This window comes from Kitasatospora sp. NPDC057936 (genome assembly GCF_042887525.1).
Lineage (GTDB): Bacteria > Actinomycetota > Actinomycetes > Streptomycetales > Streptomycetaceae > Kitasatospora.
The window spans coordinates 39,436-59,904 of sequence record NZ_JBHVPD010000054.1 but is presented as its reverse complement, the minus strand read 5'-3'; the positions used below and the strand labels follow the sequence as shown (position 1 = coordinate 59,904).

19 protein-coding genes are annotated in these 20,469 nt (G+C 73.7%); 10 read left to right on the top strand and 9 right to left on the bottom strand.

Annotation, left to right across the window (positions count from 1 at the left end; translation table 11 throughout):
• Window positions 1-675: 675 nt before the first annotated feature.
• Both ACFVU9_RS26180 and ACFVU9_RS26175 read left to right on the top strand, forming a co-directional pair.
• A complete protein-coding gene (locus ACFVU9_RS26180; protein ID WP_380496846.1) occupies window positions 676-1,632 on the top strand; it encodes an ABC transporter ATP-binding protein in 957 nt (318 codons plus the stop codon).
• Entirely contained in the window at window positions 1,629-2,498 is an 870-nt protein-coding gene (locus ACFVU9_RS26175; protein ID WP_387597291.1) for an ABC transporter permease subunit, read from the top strand. Before ACFVU9_RS26180 ends, ACFVU9_RS26175 begins: the two co-directional genes overlap by 4 nt.
• Before the next feature lie 70 nt (window positions 2,499-2,568).
• Here the strand turns inward: ACFVU9_RS26175 and ACFVU9_RS26170 are convergent, their stop codons facing one another.
• Window positions 2,569-3,819, bottom strand: a complete 1,251-nt coding sequence (locus ACFVU9_RS26170) for an RNA-guided endonuclease InsQ/TnpB family protein (RefSeq protein ID WP_387597288.1) — start codon at window positions 3,817-3,819, stop codon at window positions 2,569-2,571.
• A gap of 101 nt (window positions 3,820-3,920) precedes the next feature.
• On the opposite strand from ACFVU9_RS26170, the gene ACFVU9_RS26165 reads away from it, so the two are divergent.
• From ACFVU9_RS26165 to fxsT, 3 genes are all read left to right on the top strand, one after another.
• Window positions 3,921-5,192 carry a sensor histidine kinase gene (locus ACFVU9_RS26165; RefSeq protein ID WP_380443285.1) on the top strand — a complete coding sequence of 424 codons (1,272 nt, stop codon included), beginning with the start codon at window positions 3,921-3,923 and terminating at the stop codon, window positions 5,190-5,192.
• The gene (locus ACFVU9_RS26160) at window positions 5,189-5,857 is read left to right on the top strand and encodes a response regulator transcription factor (protein ID WP_359970122.1); all 669 of its coding nucleotides are present in this window, start codon (window positions 5,189-5,191) and stop codon (window positions 5,855-5,857) included. The genes ACFVU9_RS26165 and ACFVU9_RS26160 overlap by 4 nt, the downstream gene beginning before the upstream one ends.
• 103 nt (window positions 5,858-5,960) lie before the next feature.
• Window positions 5,961-9,536, top strand: coding sequence for an FxSxx-COOH system tetratricopeptide repeat protein (gene fxsT / locus ACFVU9_RS26155; protein ID WP_387597285.1), 3,576 nt, complete (start codon window positions 5,961-5,963; stop codon window positions 9,534-9,536).
• Between the two features lie 57 nt (window positions 9,537-9,593).
• Here the strand turns inward: fxsT and ACFVU9_RS26150 are convergent, their stop codons facing one another.
• From ACFVU9_RS26150 to ACFVU9_RS26130, 5 genes are all read right to left on the bottom strand, one after another.
• Entirely contained in the window at window positions 9,594-10,670 is a 1,077-nt protein-coding gene (locus ACFVU9_RS26150) for a hypothetical protein (RefSeq protein ID WP_380443290.1), read from the bottom strand.
• 123 nt (window positions 10,671-10,793) lie between these two features.
• The gene (locus ACFVU9_RS26145; protein ID WP_387597282.1) at window positions 10,794-12,197 is read right to left on the bottom strand and encodes a serine/threonine-protein kinase; all 1,404 of its coding nucleotides are present in this window, start codon (window positions 12,195-12,197) and stop codon (window positions 10,794-10,796) included.
• A 2-nt stretch (window positions 12,198-12,199) separates the two neighbouring features.
• On the bottom strand, window positions 12,200-12,976 hold the full coding sequence (locus ACFVU9_RS26140) for a serine/threonine protein kinase (RefSeq protein WP_380443294.1): 777 nt from the start codon (window positions 12,974-12,976) through the stop codon (window positions 12,200-12,202).
• A 154-nt stretch (window positions 12,977-13,130) separates the two neighbouring features.
• The gene (locus tag ACFVU9_RS26135; RefSeq protein ID WP_380443296.1) at window positions 13,131-13,361 is read right to left on the bottom strand and encodes a hypothetical protein; all 231 of its coding nucleotides are present in this window, start codon (window positions 13,359-13,361) and stop codon (window positions 13,131-13,133) included.
• A gap of 431 nt (window positions 13,362-13,792) precedes the next feature.
• On the bottom strand, window positions 13,793-14,275 hold the full coding sequence (locus ACFVU9_RS26130) for an SRPBCC family protein (protein WP_380443298.1): 483 nt from the start codon (window positions 14,273-14,275) through the stop codon (window positions 13,793-13,795).
• 64 nt (window positions 14,276-14,339) lie between these two features.
• On the opposite strand from ACFVU9_RS26130, the gene ACFVU9_RS26125 reads away from it, so the two are divergent.
• Window positions 14,340-14,933, top strand: coding sequence for a TetR/AcrR family transcriptional regulator (locus ACFVU9_RS26125; RefSeq protein ID WP_387597277.1), 594 nt, complete (start codon window positions 14,340-14,342; stop codon window positions 14,931-14,933).
• Window positions 14,934-15,064: 131 nt separating this feature from the next.
• Here ACFVU9_RS26125 and ACFVU9_RS26120 read toward each other — a convergent pair whose 3' ends face one another.
• A complete protein-coding gene (locus ACFVU9_RS26120; RefSeq protein ID WP_387597274.1) occupies window positions 15,065-16,195 on the bottom strand; it encodes a methyltransferase domain-containing protein in 1,131 nt (376 codons plus the stop codon).
• A gap of 108 nt (window positions 16,196-16,303) precedes the next feature.
• On the opposite strand from ACFVU9_RS26120, the gene ACFVU9_RS26115 reads away from it, so the two are divergent.
• The 4 genes from ACFVU9_RS26115 to ACFVU9_RS26100 all read left to right on the top strand — a co-directional run bounded on the left by ACFVU9_RS26115 (window position 16,304) and on the right by ACFVU9_RS26100 (window position 19,361).
• Window positions 16,304-16,567: a hypothetical protein gene (locus ACFVU9_RS26115; RefSeq protein WP_380496836.1), complete on the top strand. Its 264-nt coding sequence runs from the start codon at window positions 16,304-16,306 to the stop codon at window positions 16,565-16,567.
• Window positions 16,539-17,066: a DUF6879 family protein gene (locus ACFVU9_RS26110; protein ID WP_387597271.1), complete on the top strand. Its 528-nt coding sequence runs from the start codon at window positions 16,539-16,541 to the stop codon at window positions 17,064-17,066. Before ACFVU9_RS26115 ends, ACFVU9_RS26110 begins: the two co-directional genes overlap by 29 nt.
• A gap of 23 nt (window positions 17,067-17,089) precedes the next feature.
• Window positions 17,090-17,938 carry a helix-turn-helix domain-containing protein gene (locus ACFVU9_RS26105; protein ID WP_387597268.1) on the top strand — a complete coding sequence of 283 codons (849 nt, stop codon included), beginning with the start codon at window positions 17,090-17,092 and terminating at the stop codon, window positions 17,936-17,938.
• A gap of 289 nt (window positions 17,939-18,227) precedes the next feature.
• Window positions 18,228-19,361 (top strand): methyltransferase domain-containing protein, encoded by a 1,134-nt coding sequence (locus ACFVU9_RS26100; protein ID WP_387597266.1) that lies wholly within the window; start codon window positions 18,228-18,230, stop codon window positions 19,359-19,361.
• Between the two features lie 227 nt (window positions 19,362-19,588).
• Here the strand turns inward: ACFVU9_RS26100 and ACFVU9_RS26095 are convergent, their stop codons facing one another.
• Together ACFVU9_RS26095 and ACFVU9_RS26090 are read right to left on the bottom strand one after the other, a co-directional pair.
• Entirely contained in the window at window positions 19,589-20,074 is a 486-nt protein-coding gene (locus tag ACFVU9_RS26095; protein ID WP_387597263.1) for an NUDIX hydrolase, read from the bottom strand.
• A gap of 61 nt (window positions 20,075-20,135) precedes the next feature.
• Window positions 20,136-20,348: a DUF397 domain-containing protein gene (locus tag ACFVU9_RS26090; RefSeq protein WP_387597260.1), complete on the bottom strand. Its 213-nt coding sequence runs from the start codon at window positions 20,346-20,348 to the stop codon at window positions 20,136-20,138.
• Window positions 20,349-20,469: the final 121 nt, after the last annotated feature.

Below are 20,469 nucleotides of genomic sequence, written 5' to 3'. Positions count from 1 at the left end.
CGCACACCCGCCGCCGCGCGGAGCGGCCGGGACGGCAGGGGGTCGTGGTCATCGCGCACCGGGGCAGGCGCCCGCCGGGGCCGGTGCGCGGGAGGGGATCAGCCGGCGGGGACGCCGTTGCCCGCGCCGCCGCCGGGCAGGGGCCCGGGCGGGGTCCGGGGGCCGTCCGGCGCGGATGCCGCCGGGGCCGCGCCCAGGGGCCGGGCAAGTCTTCGAACGCTACGCACGGGCACTCCGGAAATGAAGAGAGACGCGCCCGGGAGACACCAGCACCCCCGAGCTGGCAAAGAAAAACAAGCGGGACGCTATCGGCCGCCAATCCCGCACGTCAACGCACGAGACCGCCACCGCAAGGCTTCTGACCTGCGGTCAAGCCCCGCACGGAAAAACGCGGGCCGGCCCGTCCGGCCCCGGGGCGCCCGAATGCGGACATTAAGGATGTATGAGAGAGCGCCGCACCCGCCGCCCGACCATCACGGTTCGGTGACGTTTCCTCCCCAACGTGACGGCGCACCCCCGCACCCCGGCATCCGTCGTGAGATGTACACCGGGTGCATCGCGCGGCCCAGCACGCCCCCCGCAAGATCCTCCCGGTGACCCTCGAACACCCCCCACCCGGTGCCTAGCGTGGAAGACGACAACCCCGGACCGTCCCCCCCTCCGCTAGGACCCGCCATGATCGAAGCCGTCGGCCTGACCAAGCGCTACGGCACACGCACAGCCGTCGAAGACCTGAGTTTCACCGTCCGACCCGGCATCGTCACCGGCTTCCTCGGCCCCAACGGCGCCGGCAAGTCCACCACCATGCGGATGCTGCTCGGCCTCGACACCCCCAGCGCCGGGCACGCCACCGTCAACGGCCGCCGCTACGCCGAGCACGGCGCACCGCTGCACGAGGTCGGCGCCATGCTGGAGGCCCGGGCCGTCCACACCGGACGCAGCGCCTTCAACCACCTCGCCGCCCTCGCCGCCACCCACGGCATCCCCCGGCGCCGGGTGGAGGAGGTCGTCGACCTGGTGGGCCTGCGCGAGGTCGCCCGCAAGCGCGCCGGCGGGTTCTCCCTCGGCATGGGCCAGCGCCTGGGCATCGCCTCCGCGCTGCTCGGCGACCCCGCCACGGTGATCCTCGACGAGCCGGTCAACGGCCTCGACCCCGAGGGCATCCGCTGGATCCGCAACCTCCTCAAGTCGCTCGCCGCCGAGGGCCGCACCGTCCTCGTCTCCTCCCACCTGATGAGCGAGATGGCCCTGACCGCCGAGCACCTCATCGTCATCGGCCGCGGCCGGCTGATCGCCGACACCTCGGTGGCCGAGTTCACCGCCCGCGCCGCCGGCAGCGCCGTCCTCGTGCGCACCCCCGACGCGGACCGGCTGCGCGAACTGCTCGCCGACCAGCCCGGCGTCCAGGTCGAGAAGGCCGCCGACGAGAACGAGGAGAGCGACCGCCTGGAAGTCACCGGCACCGACTGCGAGCGCATCGGCCGCCTGGCCGCCGCCCACTCCCTCGTGCTGTTCGAACTCACCCCCAAGCAGGCCTCCCTGGAGGAAGCCTTCATGGAGCTCACCAAGGACGCGGTGGAGTACCAGGCCGTCGTCACCCCCGCCCAGCCGGTCAAGGAGATGGCCGCATGACCACCACCGCCACCACCGCCACCCCCGCCGCCCCCGCCGCCGCCACCGCGACCCCGGCGTTCGCCCCCTCCTCCCGGCCCGCCCGCCCCGGCGTCACCCTCGCCCGGGCCGTCCACGCCGAGTGGATCAAGTTCCGCTCGCTGCGCTCCACCTACTGGACGCTCGGCATCACCGTCGCCCTCACCATCGGCTTCGGCGCCCTGCTGTGCTGGGGCACGGTCAGCCGCTGGGACCACCTGCCCGCCGACGAACGCATGCACTTCGGCGCCGCCGAGCACAGCCTCCTGGGCTACCACTTCGCCCAGCTGGCCATCGGCGTCCTCGGCGTGCTGATCATCACCGGCGAGTACTCCACCGGCATGATCCGCGCCTCGCTGTCCGCCGTCCCCAAGCGCCTGCCGGTGCTCTGGGCCAAGGCCGCCGTCTTCGGCGCCGTCGCCTGGGCCGTCTCCACCGTCGCCTGCCTGATCGCCTTCTTCGTCGGCCAGTCGATCCTCGCGAGCAAGCACCTCGACACCACCCTCGGCGCCCCCGGCGTCACCCGCGTCGTGTTCGGCATGGGCCTCTACCTCACCGCCGTCGGCCTGCTCGCCGTCGGCCTGGGCACCCTCATCCGCAACACCGCCGGCGGCATCGCCAGCGTCTTCGGCGTCCTCATGCTGCTCCCGCTGCTCACCGAGGCCCTGCCCAGCTCCTGGCGCGACACCATCTCCCCCTACCTGCCCGGCAACGCCGGCCAGGCCCTCGCCACCCTCCAGCAGGGCCCGCACGACCTCGCCCCCTGGACCGGCTTCGGCGTGATGTGCCTCTACGTCCTCGCCGCCCTGATCGGCGCCGCCGTCGTCCTCAAGCGACGCGACGCATGACAGCCACCCGAACCCGGGGCCCGGGGTCCCGGGGGGGGGGTGAGCATGGTCCCTTGACATCCTCCTCCGGTTAGGGCCGGGGGATCCCCCGCGCGGCTGCGGCACGTGTCCGTGATCCGCAGCCGCCGAGGTGGGTTCCCCGTTCGACGGGCCGTGCCCGGCGTGGGATCGCCACGTCGGGTCTCACCGGCTCTCCAGGGGCGTTTAGCCTGTCCGCCCGCCCGGCGGCCAGGATGTTGCGAGCAGCGTTGAGGTCACGGTCATGGAGCACACCGCACGCCGGACAGGCCCACTCGCGGATCGCGAGGGGCTTGGGACCGTCGCGGTGTCCGCACTCCGAACAGAGCTGGGAGGACGGGAACGCACGGTGCACGATGCCGACCGTGCGCCCGTACCGGGCCGCCTTCTGTTCGAGGAGATGCCGGAAGGCGGCCCATCCGGCGTCGTGGACGGACTTGGCCAGGCGCCCTCGGGCGAGGCCGCGCACGTTCAGATCCTCCAGGAAGACGGCTTGGTTCTCGCCGATCAGCCGGGTGGTCTGCTTGTGCAGCCAGTCCATGCGGGTGTCGGCCACCTTGGCGTGCGCCTTGGCGACCTTCCTGCGGGCCTTCTCCCGGTTCCTGCTGCCCTTGGCCTTGCGGGACAGCTCCCGCTGCGCGGCCTTGAGCTTCTTCTCCGCCTTGCGCAGGAAGCGCGGGTTGTCGATCACCTGCCCGTCGGAGAGGACCGCGTAGGAGGTCAGGCCGAGGTCGATGCCGACCTCGGCGGTCGCCTCGGGCAGAAGACCGGCTTCCACCTCCACCACGAAGGACGCGTGGTACCGTCCGGCCGCATCCAGCACGATCGTCACGGACGACGGCGCGGATGGCAGCACACGGGACCACTCCACCCGCACGTCGCCGATCTTCGCCAGGTTCAGCTTCCCGTTCGGGCGGACGCGGAACCCATTACGGGTGAACCGCAGCGACTGCCGGCTGTCTTTGCGCGACTTGAACCTGGGCAGCCCCACTGGCGGGCCGGCTCGCCTGCCCGCCAGCGAGTCGAAGAAGTTCCGGTACGCCGTGTCCAGGTCTCGCACGGACTGGATCAGCGGATCCACGCCCACCGACGCGAGCCACGCCCGTTCCGCCGTCTTCTTCGCCGTCGTGATCACCAGCTTCTGGAGATCGGTGCTCTTCGGGAACGGCAGACCGCCCTTCCGGGCCTCCTTCCGGACCGCAAGGGCATCGTTGTACACCACCCGAGCGCACCCGAACGTCCGGGCCAGCGCATTACGCTGTCCTGCTGTTGGGTAGAGCCGATAGGAGTACCTCAGATGCACCCGGTCAAGCTATCGGCCGCCACTGACAAGAACCTGCGACAGAAGCCTCCGCACCCCACTTGTCCCCGTTGCACAGGCCCGGACGTTCGGGGAGAAAACGGGTGACCACCGCCGAACGGACCCCCGCAGCCCGCGCAGGACGCCTCGGCGTCCCGCGCGGGCTCGCCCGGCTGCGCGCGGCCGTCCTCACCGAGCGCTACCCCGCCCTCGTCGACGCCGCCGCCGCCCTCGGCCTGCTCGTGCTCACCGCCCTGCCCCAGCGCCGCGAGCTGCACGCCACCCCCTGGCTCTGGGCCCTGCAGCTCGCCCTCGTCCTGCCGCTCGCCCTGCGCCGGCGCGCCCCCTTCCCGGTCTTCGCCGCGATCTCCCTGGCCGCCCTCGCCCAGTGGGCCACCGGCCACCCCATGCCCGCCGACGCGGCCGTCCTGCTCGCCCTCTACACCGTCGCCGCCCACTGCCGGCGCCGCCTGACCCTCATCGCCTACGGCGTCGCCGAACTCGGCGTCGTCATGGCCCTGCTGCGCTGGCCCCCGCTGACCGAACACGGCAACGCCGCCCACCTGCCGCTGTGGCTGCGCGTGTTCGTCCTGTTCTCCGGCACCGTCCTGGCCGCCGTCGCCCTCGGACTCAACGTCCGCGCCCGCCGCGCCCAGCTCACCGCCCTCCAAGAGCGCGCCCGCGACCTGGAACACCAGCGCGACCAGCAGGCCGCCCTCGCCGTCGCCGAGGAACGCTCCCGCATCGCCCGCGAGATGCACGACATCGTCACCCACAACCTCTCCGTCATGGTCGCCCTCGCCGACGCCGCCGCCTACGCCAACGCCACCGCCCCCGACAAGGCCACCGACGCCATGCGCCGCTCCGCCGAGACCGGCCGCCAGGCCCTCACCGACATGCGCCGCTTCCTCGGCGTCCTGCGCGCCGACGAACCCGACGCGCTGCGCCACCCCCAGCCCGGCATCGGCCAGCTCACCGTCCTCGCCGAACACGTGCGCGCCGCCGGCCTGCCCACCGACCTCCACGTCACCGGCGACAGCACCGCCGTCTCACCCGGCGCCCAGCTCACCGCCTACCGCCTCGTCCAGGAATCCCTCACCAACACCCTCAAGCACGCCGCCCCCGGCGCCCGCGCCCGCGTCACCGTCCACGCCACCCCCGCCGCCGTCACCCTGGAGATCCGCGACGACGGCCGCCCCACCGCCACCGCCCCCGGCCTGGGCCAGGGCCTGGCCGGCATGCGCGAACGCGTCGCCGCCTACGGCGGCAACCTCACCGCCGGACCCGCCCCCGGCGGCGGCTGGCGGGTGGCCGCCACCCTCCACCTGACCGACGACCACCCCGGCGACACCGACGAGGAGCCCAGCCCCGCATGACGATCAAGGTCCTGCTGGTCGACGACCAGCCGCTGCTGCGCCTGGCCTTCTCCATGACCCTCGACTCCCAGCCCGACCTGGAGGTCGCCGGCGAGGCCGGCGACGGCGAGGAGGCCGTCCGCCTGGCCGTCGAGCGGCCCGTCGACGTCGTCCTCATGGACGTCCGCATGCCCGGCACCGACGGCATCGAGGCCACCCGCCGCATCGTCGAACAGCGCCCCGACACCAAGGTGCTCATCCTCACCACCTTCGACCTCGACGAGTACGCCTTCGCCGGGCTGCGCGCCGGGGCCTCCGGCTTCCTGCTGAAGAACGCCGAACCGGACGAGCTGCTCGCCGCGATCCGCTGCGTGGCGGCGGGCGACGCGGTCGTCTCCCCGCGCGTCACCCGCCGCCTGCTCGACACCTTCGCCTCCCACCTGCCCGCCGACGGCCGCGGCGCCACCCGCGGCGAGGAGGCCGTCGCCGCGCTGACCGCCCGCGAGCGCAGCGTCCTGATCACGGTCGCCCGGGGCCTGTCCAACGCCGAGATCGCCGCCGAGCTCAAACTCGCCGAGGCCACCGTCAAGACCCACGTCAGCCGCATCCTGCTCAAGCTCGGCCTGCGCGACCGGGTCCAGGCGGTCGTGTACGCCTACGAGAACCGGCTCGTCCAGCCCGCCTGAGCACGCACGGCACGCACGCGCCCCGGCCCCTACGCAACCCGCGTGCGCCGGTCCACACTGGACGGACCCGTCCGAGTACGGACACCAGAGTGCCGGGGGACACATGGAGGCGTACTTCTTCCTCAGCTACGCGCGGGCGGACGACAACGGCTCGGCCGTCGCGGGCTTCTACCAGGACCTGCGCGCCGAACTGGCCCGGCGCGACCCGGACGCGGCCGCACTGCCGAGCTTCCGGGACGTCGAGCAGCTGTTCCTCGGGACCGACTGGGAGCTGCGGCTGTCGCGCACCGTCGCCCGCTGCCGCACCATGGTCGCGCTCTACTCGCCCGCCTACTTCGCCAGCGTCTACTGCGGCAAGGAGTGGACCGCCTTCCGCTCCCGCACCATCGCCTACGAACGCGAGACCGGCTGGGACAGCGGCGCCCTGCTGCCCGTCCTGTGGGAGCCCCTGCCCGCCGGGCCCGCCGCCCCCGCCGACGAGGTCCAGTACGTCGAACCCGCCATGGGGGAGCGCTACGCCGAACTCGGACTGCGCCGCCTCATCGAACAGGACCCGGGCGGAGCGGACTACCGGCGCGTCGTCGAGGTCCTGGCCGAACGGGTCCGCCTGCCCGCCCAACGCGCCCGCCTGCCCGAACTCGCCGACCTCGACCTGCGGCACTACCCCGGCGCCTTCCCGCCCGGCCCCCGCCCCGACCAGCCCGCGGCCACCGCCGGCCACCACCCGCCCGCCCACCTGTTCGTCAGCTACGCCCCCGCCGAACGGATGTGGGCCGAGTGGGCCGCCACCGAGCTGACCGCCCTCGGCTACCGCACCACCCTGCACAGCGTCGCCGCCGCCGAGGAAGGCCTGCCCGTCGAGGCCGGCTGGGCCCTGACCGGCCAGGGCCGCGTCGTCGTCCTGCTCTCCGCCGCCTACCCCGGCCACCCCCGCGCCGAGCGCCTCTTCCGCGCGCTCGCCGGCCGCGAGGCGGCCCCGGGCGTGCCCGCCCTCGTCCCGGTCCGGGTCGGCGACCCCGACACCGCCCTGCCCCGGCTCTTCGCCGAGCGGCCCAGCGTCGACCTCGCCGGCTCCTCGGCCGCCGACTCCCTGACCCGGCTGGCCACCGCCGTCGGCCACCCCGCCCGGGAGAGCGCCGGCGACCGCCCGTCCGCCCGCGGCGGCCACCCCGGCGACCTGCCCGCCGTCCTGGACATCCCCGCCCGCAACACCTCCTTCACCGGCCGCGACCGCGAACTCGAGGCCCTGCGCGACGGCTTCACCACCGCCGGCGCCGGCGCCGTCCGCGTCCTGACCGGCCTCGGCGGCGTCGGCAAGACCCAGACCGCCGCCGAATACGCCCACCGCTTCCGCGCCGGCTACGACGTCGTGTGGTGGATCGGCGCCGAACAGCCCGAACTCATCGCCACCCGGCTGGCCGCCCTCGCCCCCGGACTCGGCCTCGAACACGGCGAGGACAGCCAGGACACCGCCGCCCGCGTCCTCGCCGCACTGCGCCACGGCACCCCCTACCGGCGCTGGCTGCTCATCCTCGACAACGCGACCGGCCCCGACCAGCTCGCCCGCTGGCTCGTCGACGGCCCCCTCGGCGGCCACATCCTCATCACCTCCCGCAACCCCGCCTGGAGCGGCCGGGCCGGAGTCGTCGAACTCGGCGTCTTCCGCCGCACCGAGAGCCTCCAGCACCTCCACCGCCTCAACCCCGGCCTCGGCCACGACGCGGCCGACCAGGTCTGCGACCGCCTCGGCGACCTGCCGCTGGCCATCGCCCAGGCCGCCGCCTGGCTGCGCGAGAGCGGCATGCCCGTCACCGACTACCTCGACCTGCTCGCCGCCACCATGACCGAGATCCTCGAACGCACCCGCCTGCCCGCCACCGACTACCCGCGCTCGGTGGCCGCGACCTGGCACCTGTCCCTGGAGGAACTCCACCGCACCAACGCCAGCGCCGCCGAACTCCTCGAAATCTGCGCCCACTTCGGCCCCGAGCCGATCCCCACCGCACTGCTGCTCTCCCCGCTGCTGGCCCGCCACCTCGGCCTCGACGGCGACGCCCTGGGCACCCGCCTGGAGATGGGCGAGCTCGTGCGCACCATCCACCGCACCGGCCTGGCCCGCGCCGACGCCGGCCGCCAGTCCCTGACCGTCCACCGCCTCGTCCAGGCCGTCGTCCGCGACCAGCTGCCCGCCCAGCGCGGCGAGGAGATGCGCCGCGTCGTCCAGCTCGCCCTCGCCGCCGCGGCACCCTCCGACCCCGACCGGGTCGGCACCTGGGAGGCCTTCGCCGAGATCCTCCCGCACCTGTGGCCCAGCGGCGCCGCCGACTCCACCGAGGCCGACGTGCGCCGGCTCATCGTCAACTCCGTACGCTTCCTGTGGAAGCGCGGCCTCTACCCGGAGGCCAGGGAACTCGCCGAACGCACCCTGGAACGCTGGAGCAGGGCCGCCCCGGACGGCGGGCGCCCGGGCACCGACGGCCTCCAGACCGGCATGCTGCGCGTCCAGCTCGCCAACGTGCTCCGCGAACAGGGCGAATTCCGGGCCAGCTACACCATCGACCGCACCGCCCTGGAACGCTTCCGCGGCGAACTGGGCCCCCGCCACCTGCAGACCCTCATCGCCGCCGGCAACCTCGCGGCCGACCTGCGCCTGCTCGGCCGCTACCAGGAGGCCCGCGAACTCGACCGCGACACCCTCGACCACGTCCTCCAGGCGCTCGGCCCCGACCACCCGCGCATCGGCATGACCCTCCACAACCTGGCCGTCTCCGAGGACCTCACCGGCGACTGGCCCCGCGCCCTGGACCTCTACCGCCGCAGCTACCGCCGCCAGCGGCGCCTGCTCGGGCCCGCCGACCTCGACACCCTGCTCTCGGCCGCGGCCTACGGCGGCACACTGCGCGAGATGGGAAGGTTACGCGAATCGCTGACCGTGCTGGAGGACACCGTCCTCGCCTACCAGCGCACCGTCAGCAGCCGCAACACCCAGTCCCTGTACGCCAGGGCCGAACTCGCCGCCACCACCTTCCGCCTCGGCGACCTGCCCGCCGCCTGCGAACAGGCCGGCCAGACCTACCAGGACCTCGGCGACGTCCAAGGCCCCCACCACCTGCACTCCCTCGTCGCGGCCACCACCCTGGCCGCGGCCCTCCACGCCCGCGGCGACCACCAGCGCGCCGCCCGCATCGCCGCCCGCGCCCACCGGGCCGGCCAGGACCACTTCGGGGAGGCCCACCCCGTCACCCTCGCCCTGACCGCCGGCCTCGCCGTCCACCTCCGTGCCACCAGCAGCGCCGCGGAGGCCCGCTCCCTGTCCCACACCGCCGTCACCGGCCTCACCCGCGCCATCGGCGCCGACCACCCCTACCTGGGCGCCGTCCTGATCAACCACGCCACCGGCCTCGCGGAGACCGGCGAGAGCGAAGCGGCCGCCGAACTCGGCCGCCGCGCCATGGACCTGCTCACCGCCGTGGTCGGCGACACCCACTACGACGTGCTCACCGCCCGCGCCAACCTCGCCCTCGACCTGGCCGCCCTCGGCCACCACACCGAGGCCGCGCGCCTGCGCGCCCGCTGCGCCCGCCAGGCCGCCGACGCCCTGGGCCCCGCCCACCCGGTCACCACGGCCACCGAAGCCGCCACCCGCCTGGCCGCCCACGTCGAACTGGTGCGGCTCTGAGACGGCCCGGGCCCCCGGCCGCGGGAGGGCCGGGGGCTGCGAGCGCCGTACGGAGTGTCAGGGGCGGGTGACCGAGGTCGTGTTGGTGGCGGCGTTCCAGTGGACGGTCGCGTTCTGGAACTTCTGGACGCGCCCGCCCGGCTCGTCGGCCTCGTCGGTGACGGGGTAGCCGACGGCCTTCTCGTGGCCGGCGGCGTGGAAGGCGTCGTAGATGGCGCCGTGGACGACGTGCGCACCGGTCGGGGCGGACCACAGGATCACGGCCCGCTCGAAGAACTGGTAGCGCCCGCGGGTGCCGTCGGGGGCCGCGGCCCCGTCCGCCTCGTCCATCGTCGGGAAGCCCCAGGCCCGTTCGGCGTCGGTGGCCCAGAAACGGGTGAGGATCTCGCCGTAGACGGGGTGGGCCTCGTCCGGGTGCCACAGGATGATGCCGTTCTTGAACTGCTGGAAGCGCCCGCCGGCCGCCGAGTCGCGCTCGCCGCGGATCGGCGCGCCCAGCACGCTGTTCAGGCCGCCCATGGCGTCGTACTTGACCCGGATCGCGCCGTAGGGCATCAGGTCGTCCAGGCGGTTGTAGCGGCGCGGGGTGAAGCCGCGCAGCCCGTCACCCCACGTGCGCTCCTCGGCGACGTGGCCGAAGTCGTACTCCTCGCGCACCACCGGCTGGGTGTGGGCGGCATCGGCCCAGCGCACGAACAGGGCGACGTGGTCGGTGCCGCCGGCGTCCTTGAGCAGCGCGTCGCCGGGCTGGAGGTCGCCGGCCGGGATGTCGGCGGTCACGTTCCACAGCGTCCACGTGGTGAGCGAGGTGCCCAGGTGCCAGGCCATCGACACGAAGCCGGAGCAGTCGGGGCGGTAGCAGCCGAACTGGTTGCCGTGGCAGCCCTGCTGGCTGTACGGCACCTGCTCGGCGATCCACGACCACGCGCGGTCCATGACCTCGCCGCGCCCGATCGGGCCGTCGGTGTCGGAGTCGAGCGCGGCGGCTCCCGTGACGGGGGAGCGGACGGGTACGGCGGACGCGGCGTTCGCGGCGTTCGTGGCGGCGGGTATCGCGCCCAGCGCGAGCGCGGCCGCCGCCAGGGCGGGGACCACGGCGCGCGCGGCACGGCGCAGGATCGGCGTAGTGCGCAAGGCTGGCTCCTGGGGGTCTGCGGTGGAAGGGCTCCGCGGTGGAAGGGCCCTGACGGACCGTCCGCAAGCTAGCCGCGGGCGCGCGGGGCCGGTATCCGGAACGCTCCGGATTGACCGGCCCCGTCAGCCAGTCGAGGATGGTGCCGGGCAGGCCGGCAGCTCCGGGCGGTCCAGGGTCCGCACCGCCGGCAGCCACGCCGCCGGCTCCGACGGGCCCCCGGGCAGGCGCACCCGGAACCACCGGGGCGACTGGGTGCCCATCTCGTCGACGATCGGCACCCCGTGCGGCTCCTCGCACTCCGCGTCCAGCACGTCCCCGTGCCACACCCGGGTCGCCACCACGTTCCCCGCCAGGTACGGCTCGCGCGGGTCGATCGCCAGGCCCAGGCTGCACTGCGGATCCCGGCCCGCCCGGCTCTGGCAGCCCGGGTCCGCGTTGTACACCCGTACGTGCCCCGCCGCCGGGGCGCTGCCGCCGGCGTCCGTCCAGCCCACCGCCACCGTGCCCGCCACCGCCGCCCCGGACGCCAGCACGGCCGCCGCCGCGAGCGCCGCGGGCCCGTGGCGCCGCCGCCCGTGTCTGCCCCCGCCCCGGTGGGCGCGGATGCGCGCGAGCAGGCTCTCGGCACTGTGGGCGGCGCGCTCGGCATGGGTGGGCGCCAGGCAGTCGGCGGCCAGCGCCCGCCAGAACGGCGGCACCCCGTCCGCCATCCGCAGCGGCGCCCGCCGCTCCGCGTACTCCTGGGCGGCCGCCGCCCGCGCCGCCGGGGTCGCGCCGGGAAACGGCGAGGCGCCGCGCGCGAACACCTCGTGCACGACGATCCCCAGCGCCCAGATGTCCCCACTGGGACGCACGGTGACGCCCTGCTCGCCCAGCGGCGCCCGCCAGCGCTCGGGCGGCAGGTAGTCGAACGTGCCCATCGGCGGCGCGTGGCCGTGCGTGCCACCGGTCCCGGTCAGCTCGGTCGCCAGCCCGAAGTCCGCGAGCAGCACCGAACCGTCGGCGGCCAGCAGCACGTTGTCGGGCTTCAGGTCGCCGTGCACCCACCCGGCGGCGTGCAGGTGGGCCAGCCCCTCGCAGATCCCGGCGATCAGCGCGCCGCCCTCGGCCTCGGACACCTCCGCCGAATCCAGCAGGTCCCGCAGGCTGCGCTCCGCGCGCTCCATCACCAGGACGATCGCGCCGTCCAGGAACGCGTCACCCTCCGCGCCGAGCTGCACGGTGTCCAGCAGGCGCACCAGCCGCGGATGGCGGGTGCGGCGGGCGAACTCCACCTCGCGGCGCGCGGTTTCGGCGACCTTGGCGGCCTGGCGCGGCGTCAGCCCCGCGGTCGGCAGGATCTTCAGCGCGACCTCGACGCCGACCCCGGTGCCGTCCCCGGCACCGTCCCCGGCACCGTCCTCGTCAACGCTTCCGTCACCGCTCCCGGTGGAGCGGCCCGCGTACACACTGGCCCAGCCCCCGGCCGCGATCGGCCCGGTGACCTCCCAGCGCCCCACGCGCCGGCCCGGCGGCAGCGGGTGCACGCTCAGGCACCGGCGGGGCCGACCGGGCCGCGCGGCGGCAGCAGCGCCAGGTGCTCCTCGCGCACCAGCCCGAACCGCAGCGCGATCGCCACGATCGCCTCCCGCTTGCCGTTGCGCCGCCCGCCCCGCTCCTCCGCCGGGGCGGCGATGCGCATCTTCTCCTCGGCCAGGTAATCGATGTGCGAACTGACCGCACGCGCCGTCAGCCGCGCGCACGCCCGATGACCGGCCAGCCGCTCCACGATCCGCGGCGTCGTCGGCACCTCCAGCGGCGACTCGTCACGCAGCCGCGGCTCGCACAGCGCCACCAGCACCAGGAAGTACGTCGCCGTCTCGTCCAGCGAGTACGCCGTGACCGTCCGGGTGCCCCGCAGGGCGTCGCCGCCCAGCCCGTCCGGATCCAGGTAGACGTGATCGGGGGCGAACACCTGGAAGGCCAGCGTCCCGCCGCCGTGCGTCGGCAGCACCACGCGCGAGAACTCGAACGGGATCGGCGCCCCCGCCCGCCGCGGCGGCACCCGCAGGTACTCCCCGGCACCCTCCGGGTTCTCCACCAGGTAACTCTGGCTCGCACTGAGGTTGCTCAGCTGCCAGTGGTCCTCCGTCACCCGGATCTCCCCGGCCAGCCGCGACACCGCCGCGTCCGCCAGCGGCAGCTCCACCGGCACCGCCGCCGAACCCCGCCCGAACCGCGCCACCTGACCGGGCCCCAGCCGCAGCGTCACCGCCCCGGCACTGCCGTCGCCCGCAGGCGGCAGATACACGACAACGCCACTCATGCGCCCGCCTCGCTGCGCCCGGCGGTCGCTTCGCGAAACACGCACCCATCAGTGGTTCGCTCGCTGCGCTCGCTCACGGTCGCGCCCCCCTTCATCGCACCTCAGGGCGACGGTACACAATGTGCCGGGGCGATTGCGAAGCGTGTGCCGATCCTCACGAACCGCTGCTCCCACCACCGCCGTCACCGAGGCTGGTGAGGTCGGCCCCGTCGTTACGCGAACCGCGCCGGCGCCGCTTGGCCGCCGAGCGCACCACCTCGCCCGCCCCCAGCGTCACCGCCGCCACCGCCCGCACCCACCCCGGCCCGCCGCGCTGCGCCCACACGACGCACGCGCACCCGCCGACGACGAGCAGCAGGACGAGAACCAGCACCACACCGACCATGCTCCGCACCTCTTCTTCGTGTTCGTATACCGCCGGTGATCTTCCCAGATCCCCCGATACGCGAACGAAACACTCGCTACCGGAATCTGATCTCACCGATGAACCGGTGAAACCCGTTTCAGGGCGGACCTTGACGTTCCGTTCCTGCAGTGCCACCCATGCCAACGACGTCAGCCACCCCCCGAAGGTTCACCCGCCGGTTCTCTGCTGCCGGAGCCCTCCTGCCGAGCGCGGCCACGGCGGCCGTCCTGCTGCCGGCCGCCGCCGTCCGCTTCCCCCGAACACGCCGGACCCCGGGGCGACCTGGACGCACGGCGGCGCGGTGAACGGGAGCGTCGGGCGGCTCTTCTTCACTTTCACCTGGGCGACAGCGCCCGCCGCCTCTGCGCCTGGGCCCAGGCGCGGCCGGTCTGACCGCCGCGCCCGGTGGGTCAGTGCAGGAGGGCGTGCAGCAGCCGTACGTAGCGGCTCCAGCGGGCCGGGCGGGCCACCGTGCCCGAACAGGCCAGTTCGGCGCGGTCCAGGCTGTCCTCCAGGCAGGCGTCGTGGAGGGGGCGGAAGACGAGCGGCCAGGTGAGGCGCGCCGGGCCGCGGGCGGCCATGGCGAGGGTGTGGCGCAGCAGCGTGTGCTCCTCATCGACGGCCAGGGCGGTGAATTCGTGGAATCCGTGGAAGCCGCGCGGCCCGCTGAAGGTGAAGCGCACCCATTGCGAGGGGACGTGGGCGGCGACGGTGTAGCGGACCGGGCCGTGCCCGCCGACCGCCCCGGCCGCCAGGGGGCGGTCGAACTCCATCGACGGCCAACTGCCCTGCGGCCACAGCCTGTCGTCGCTGCTCGCCAGGGTGTCGATCAGCGCTCCCACCTCGCTTCGCTGCGCGGCCAGCAGGCGCTCGTGCACGTTGTAGACACCCATCGCGGTCTCCTCGGGTTCTTTTTAGAGGACAATCTCTAATATTGTGGAGGGTACTCTCCACTTCATGGCGAGACCACCCCGCTTCGATGCGAACCAGCTGCTCGACGCCGCCGTGCGGCTGGCCGCCGCCGGGGGGCCGGCCGCGGTGACGATGTCCGCGGTCGCCACGGAGGTGGGCGCCCCGAGCGGCTCGGTGTACCACCGGTTCGCCGGGCGCTCCGCGCTGCTCGCCGAGGCGTGGCTGCGGACGGTGGAGGGCTTCCAGGCCGGCTACTTCAAGGTCCTCGAAGCGGCCGGCGGCGATGCACGGCGGGCGGGCTGCGCGGCGGCGCGCCACGTCGTCGCCTGGAGTCGCGCCCACCCCGAGGAGGCCGCTCTCCTCCTCTACGGCGCCGAGGACTTCGGGCGCGCCGACTGGTCGGATGAGCACCGCCGGCGGGCGGACGACGGCAACCGCCGCGTGCGCGCCTCGCTGGCCGAGCTCGCCACCGCCCTGGGCGCCGAGGGCCCGCAGGCCGCCGAGCGGGTGGCCCTCGCCGTGGTCGACCTGCCCCTGTCCCTGGTCCGCCGCCACCTCCGCTCCGGCGACCCCCTCCCCGCCCACGCCGAAGACCTCGCCGAACAGTGCACCGCCGCCCTCCTGGGCCCGGCCGCCTGAGGACCGCCCCCATGGCCGCCCCCATGGCCGCCCGGCCTGGACGGCCGGGCGGTGAGCGAAAAGTCGGCGGGCCCGACTTCTGGTGCGGGGCCCGGCCGCCCCATGCATGGGGCGGCCGGGCCGGGCGGAGGTCAGGCCACGGGGTTGCCGGGGTCGTCCAGCCAGACGGACTGCGCACCGTCCACGGCGATGGTCACGCCGAACCGGCACAGGTCGGGCTTGCCCTCCTCCAGCCACCACAGGTGGGCTCTCGTGATTTCGTCCCACAGCCGGCGGGGGCCGGACTGGTGGGCGGCGTCCTCGGCGTCGCATGCGGCGTAGCGGACGGATGCCCACGATCCCGCACCGTCCGAGAGCTGCATGCGGTAGGTGCCGCCGGGGTCGGCGCCGTCCCAGACGTGTTCGTACCGGATGCCCGGCACCCGAAGGCCGATGGCGAATGCGGCGTTCACGTCCTCCAGGGCCAGCTCCGGGTCCATCGTGGAAGGCCCTTTGCGGCCCGGCACGTCCGCTGGCTCGATCACGGCGTGCGGGCGCTGTGCCCGCATCCACATGAAGGAGACGTTGCCGACGAACCGGCCGTGCGAGGCCCCGCCCGGCCGGCCGACCACCAGGCGCAGCAGCCCGGCATTGGCGTACGGGGTGCCCCATGGGGTGACGATCACGCCACCGGGCCGGGTCTGTTCGATCCAGGTGGAGGGCACCCGGCGGACGGCTGCCGTCGAGTGGACGCGGTCGTAGGGGGCAGCGTAGGACCATCCCGCCAGCCCGTCGCCGACGACCCGCCGGGGCGCGAATCCGGCGGCGCCGAGTCTCAGCGCCGCCTCGGCTGCGATGGCCGGGTCGACTTCGACCGTGGTCACCCGGTCGTCGCCAAGTCGGGCCGAGAGCAGGGCGCTTGTCCAGCCGGTTCCGGTGCCGACGTCGAGCACGTTGTGGCCGTCTCGCACGTCCAGGTGGCGGAGCATGGCCGCGACGAGGGACGGCATGGACGCCGACGACGTGGCGATGCCCGGCCCGTTCTCGTGTCCGTCGTCGACCTGTGTGACGACCACGCCGTCGGCATTCACCAGCGACCACCAGGCGTCCGGGGCGTCGGCCTTGATGATCCGCCGGCAGCCGGTCGGTGCGTCCTCGTCCGGGGTCCACACGGCGTCCGGCACGAAGGCAGAGCGCGGGGCACGCTCGAACGCGCCCCGCCACTCCTCGCCCAGCGCGCCGCCCTCGGTCAGGTCGGCCAGCAACTGCGCGTACTTGTCCATCAGTTGGCGCTCACTTCTTTGGGGAGCCGGGCTTGCTTCTTGACGTCTCATCAGGTCTGCGGAACGGTGGGCGCAAGATGTGGCAACCGGCTTGGTATGGGAGGCACCGTGGACCTTCAGTTCGTCGGGATCGACCCGAACACGGAGCACGAGGGATCGCCGACCGTGTGGGTGGACCGCGACGCGGGGGAGATCGTCGTCCAGGGCTGGAAGCCGGACGACGCGATGCTCGCCGCGATCGGCACCACCGAGTGGACCGCCGGACACGGTAGCGGAATCCCGGCGACGGAGGCCGTGGTCCGCATCCCCACCCGGATGATCCCGATGCTGAGGAAGGCCTGTGATGACGCCGAACGTGCCGAGCTTCGCTGAACTGCTGCAGGGCGCCCAGCGCTCCGCCGTGCACCTGGAGATGCGCGACACCTACGCCGGCCAGGACAGCGGCGGCTTCGCCGAGTACCTGCGCAGCGGGTACGCGAACACCGACACCACCTCCCCGCACTGGTCGCGCTGGCGCGCCATGGTGACCGAGGCCACCGACCGGGACGTGGCGCTGCGCCGGGCACGCATCGTCTCGGAGCCGGTCACCGACTACATCCGCTACGAGCACGCCCTGACCGTGGCCAACGTGGATCTGGGCGAGGAGGTCCGGTGGCTGTCCCGCAGGCAGGCCTGCGAGATCGCGCTGCCGGGCAGCGACTTCTGGCTGTTCGACCAGGCAGGGGTGTTGTTCAACCACTTCACCGGCGACGGCGCATGGGCCGAGCCGCGCCTGACCTACACCGAGGAACCGGCCGTGGTGAGGCTCTGCTCCAGCGCCTTCGAGGCGGTCTGGGAGCGCGGCGTCCCACACGAGAAGTACACCGTCTGACCCTCGCTCCGGACCGCCCGCGGATGTACTCCTCCCCGTCCTCCAGTGCCGAAGCCGCCCGGCGGGCCGTCGCCGCGCGGCTGCGCGACCTGATGCTGGACGCCGGCCTCAACGGGCAGCGACTCGCCGCCCGCTGCGGCTGGCACGAGTCCAAGACCTCCCGCATCCTCAACGCCAGAAAAGCCCCCTCCGAGGACGACATCCGCGCCTGGTGCGCCGCGTGCGGCGCCGACGACCAGGTCCCGGACCTGATCGCCACCGCCCGTGCCGTCGACTCGATGTACATGGAATGGCGACGACTGCACCGCAGCGGCCTTGCCCGCACCCAGCAGCAGAGCCTCGACCGGTACGCCAGGACCGCACTGCTGCGCGTCTACGCCTCCAACGTCATCCCGGGCTTCCTCCAGACCCCGGCCTACGCCACCGCGCTGTTGAACGGCATCACCCGGTTCAAGGGCTACGCCGACGACGTCACCGAGGCGGTCGCCGCCAGAGTCGCTCGCAGCCGCTTCCTGTACGAGGGCGGCCACCGCTTCGTGGTCGTCCTGGAGGAAGCCGTCCTGCGCCACCGGATCGGCGATCCTGCCGCGATGGCCGGCCAACTGCGCCACCTGATCACCTTGATGCCATTGTCCTCGCTGAGCCTGGGCATCATTCCGTTCGGAGCCGAGCGTGCAGTGTGGCCGCTTGAGGCCTTCTACCTCTTCGACGCCTCAAGCTGCTCGGTGGAGACGCTCACGGCGGAGATCAGCGTCACTCAGCCCCGCGAACTCGCCGACTACGCGAAGGCGTTCACCGAGCTGTCGCAGATGGCCGCACACGGGGACGCCGCCCGGCGCCTGATCGCCGATGCCATCGGCGTCCTCGGATGAAGGTGCGCAAGAATCCGCAAGTGCGTTGAGTGATCGCGACGTTACTCCCTAATGTCGTGGGTGCCGCTCTGCGGAAGGAACCGGGGCACTCGCCCTGAGGGCCCGCAGAGCGGCGGCCACCCCTTGGAGCGGAGCCGGTGATGGAGACGGTCGCACTTGATGGCGGAGGGCACGGCGGCGGCGGTGGCGGGGACGGCGGCGACGGGCATCCTGGGACGCCCTGGACGCCGCCGACCGACCCGCCGTCCCCCGACGGCAGCACACCGCCCGGCGACGGAGGACACAAGAAGTGACGCTCGCACCCGAGCAGGAGGGCCGCCCCGCGCCAGGGCGGTCCTTCCCCATCGCCGACGCGTGGGCGACGGCCTTCGACGCCGTCCCGCGCTCGCTGTTCCTGCCGGACCTGATCTGGGCCCACGACATGGCCACCGGGAAGAGCCGGCCCCTCGACCGCACCGAGGACGAACGAGGCTGGTCGGCGGCCGCCGCCGCGGACATTCCGATCGTCACCCAATGGGACGACGGCGCTCACGCCGGCCGGAAACCCGGCACGGTGCCGACCAGCTCCGCCTCGATGCCGTCGCTCGTCGCCTCGATGCTGGACGACCTCCAGGCCGAGCCGGGGATGCGGGTGATGGAGCAGGGCACCGGCACCGGATGGAACAGCGCATTGCTCGCCCACCGGCTCGGCGACGCGAACGTGACCACCGTCGAGATCGACCCGCTCGTGTCCGCCCAGGCCCGTGCCGCCCTGCACGCCGCCGGCTACCAGCCGCAGGTCGTCTGCGGGGACGGCGCGCTCGGCCACCAGGCCGGCGCCCCGTACGACCGGATCACCGCCACCTTCGGGCTGCGCGAGATCCCCCAGGCGTGGATCGAGCAGACCCGCCCCGGCGGGCTGATCCTGGCGCCCTTCGGCACCCACTACTCCAACGCCGACGCCTTGGCCCGCCTCACCGTCCACGGCGACGGCACCGCGAGCGGCCCGTTCCTCCAGCCCGTAGAGTTCATGAAGATGCGCTCCCAGCGCCTGCGATGGCCGGACAACCCCGCAGACGGCGGCACCGTCGCCGAACACACCACCGCCGCCGCCCTCCCGTCGCACAGAAAGTTCGACCCGTTTCCGCTGGCCGCCGGGCTGCGCCTGCGCGACGTGACGCACGCGATCCAGCCGCACCAGGACGGTGCCCGCACCCTGTGGCTCTACTCCCTTACGACCCCGGCCTGGGCCGCAGCGACGTTCCGCGACGGTGAGAGCGTTCACCTGGTCCGCCAGTACGGCGGGCGCCGCCTGTGGGAGGACTTCGAGCGGACCCTCATCTGGTGGCACGACACGGGCGAGCCCGGAGTCGAGCGTCTCGGACTCACTGTCACCCCGGACGGCTGGCACGCCTGGCTCGACGAACCCGCCCAGGCGATCTGACCCCAAATCGGTCCCGCCGCCCCGGGGCTCGGGGCGGCGGGACCGAGCCGCACGGGAAGTCGGTGAGGCCGACTTCCTGTGCTGTACAGGGGCGGTGCTGCGGGGGGATCTGTTCGGGTGGTGCGGAGTTCAGCCGGGCGTGGGGAGTGGAAGGTCGGCGAGATCGACTTTTGGTGCAGGGCCCGGCCGCCCCCGTGCGGGGGCGGCCGGGCTGAGGGCAACGGCTGCTACCGGGCGTCGAACTCGCCGGCGCGGATGGCGGTGAGCCGACGGCCGTCGTGGGAGCGGATGTGGGCGGGGCCGCCGGGGTGGAGGGCGTCGAGGATGCGGATGGCGTAGGCCTCGCTCATGCGGTCGATGACTTCGGCGGGGGTCAGCCAGGCGACGGCGGTGGATTCGTCGGAGAGGTGTTCGGCGCCGCTTTCGGGATGGCAGCGGAAGACGAGGGAGATGATGCCGCGGGTCATGTTCTTGTAGACGCCGGTCAGTTGGTCGACGCCGACCTTGAGCCCGGTCTCCTCGAAGATCTCGCGGCGCAGGCCGTCTTCGACGGTCTCGGTGAGTTCCAGCACCCCGCCCGGGGGCTCCCAGGCGCCGTTGTCGGCCCTGCGGATCGCCAGCACACGCCCGTCCTCGCGGACGACCGCACCCGCGACGGACACGGAGTGCAGCGGCGTTGACGGGGTCTCACTGTCAGCCATGCACAGGAGCATAGGAGACCCGAAAGGCCCCGCCGCCCCAGGCGTTGGGCGGCGGGGCGGGGAGCGGTGGTTGTTACTGGGTGTCGAACTCGCCGGTGCGGATGGCGGTGATGAAGGACTGCCAGGCGGCGGTGGGGAAGATGAGGGCGGGGCCGCTCGGGTCCTTGGAGTCGCGGACGGGCAGTAGACCAGGGATGTTGGGAGCTGCCTCTACGCAGTCGCCGCCTTGCTGACTGTAGGTCGACTTCACCCAGCGGGCGGTGCTCAAGTTGATGCTGTCAAGCATTTGATCCTCTTCCGAGCAACGCAGTGGGCCCCGCCGCCCCAGGCGTTGGGCGGCGGGGCGGGGAGCGGTGGTTGTTACTGGGTGTCGAACTCGCCGGTGCGGATGGCGGTGATGAAGGACT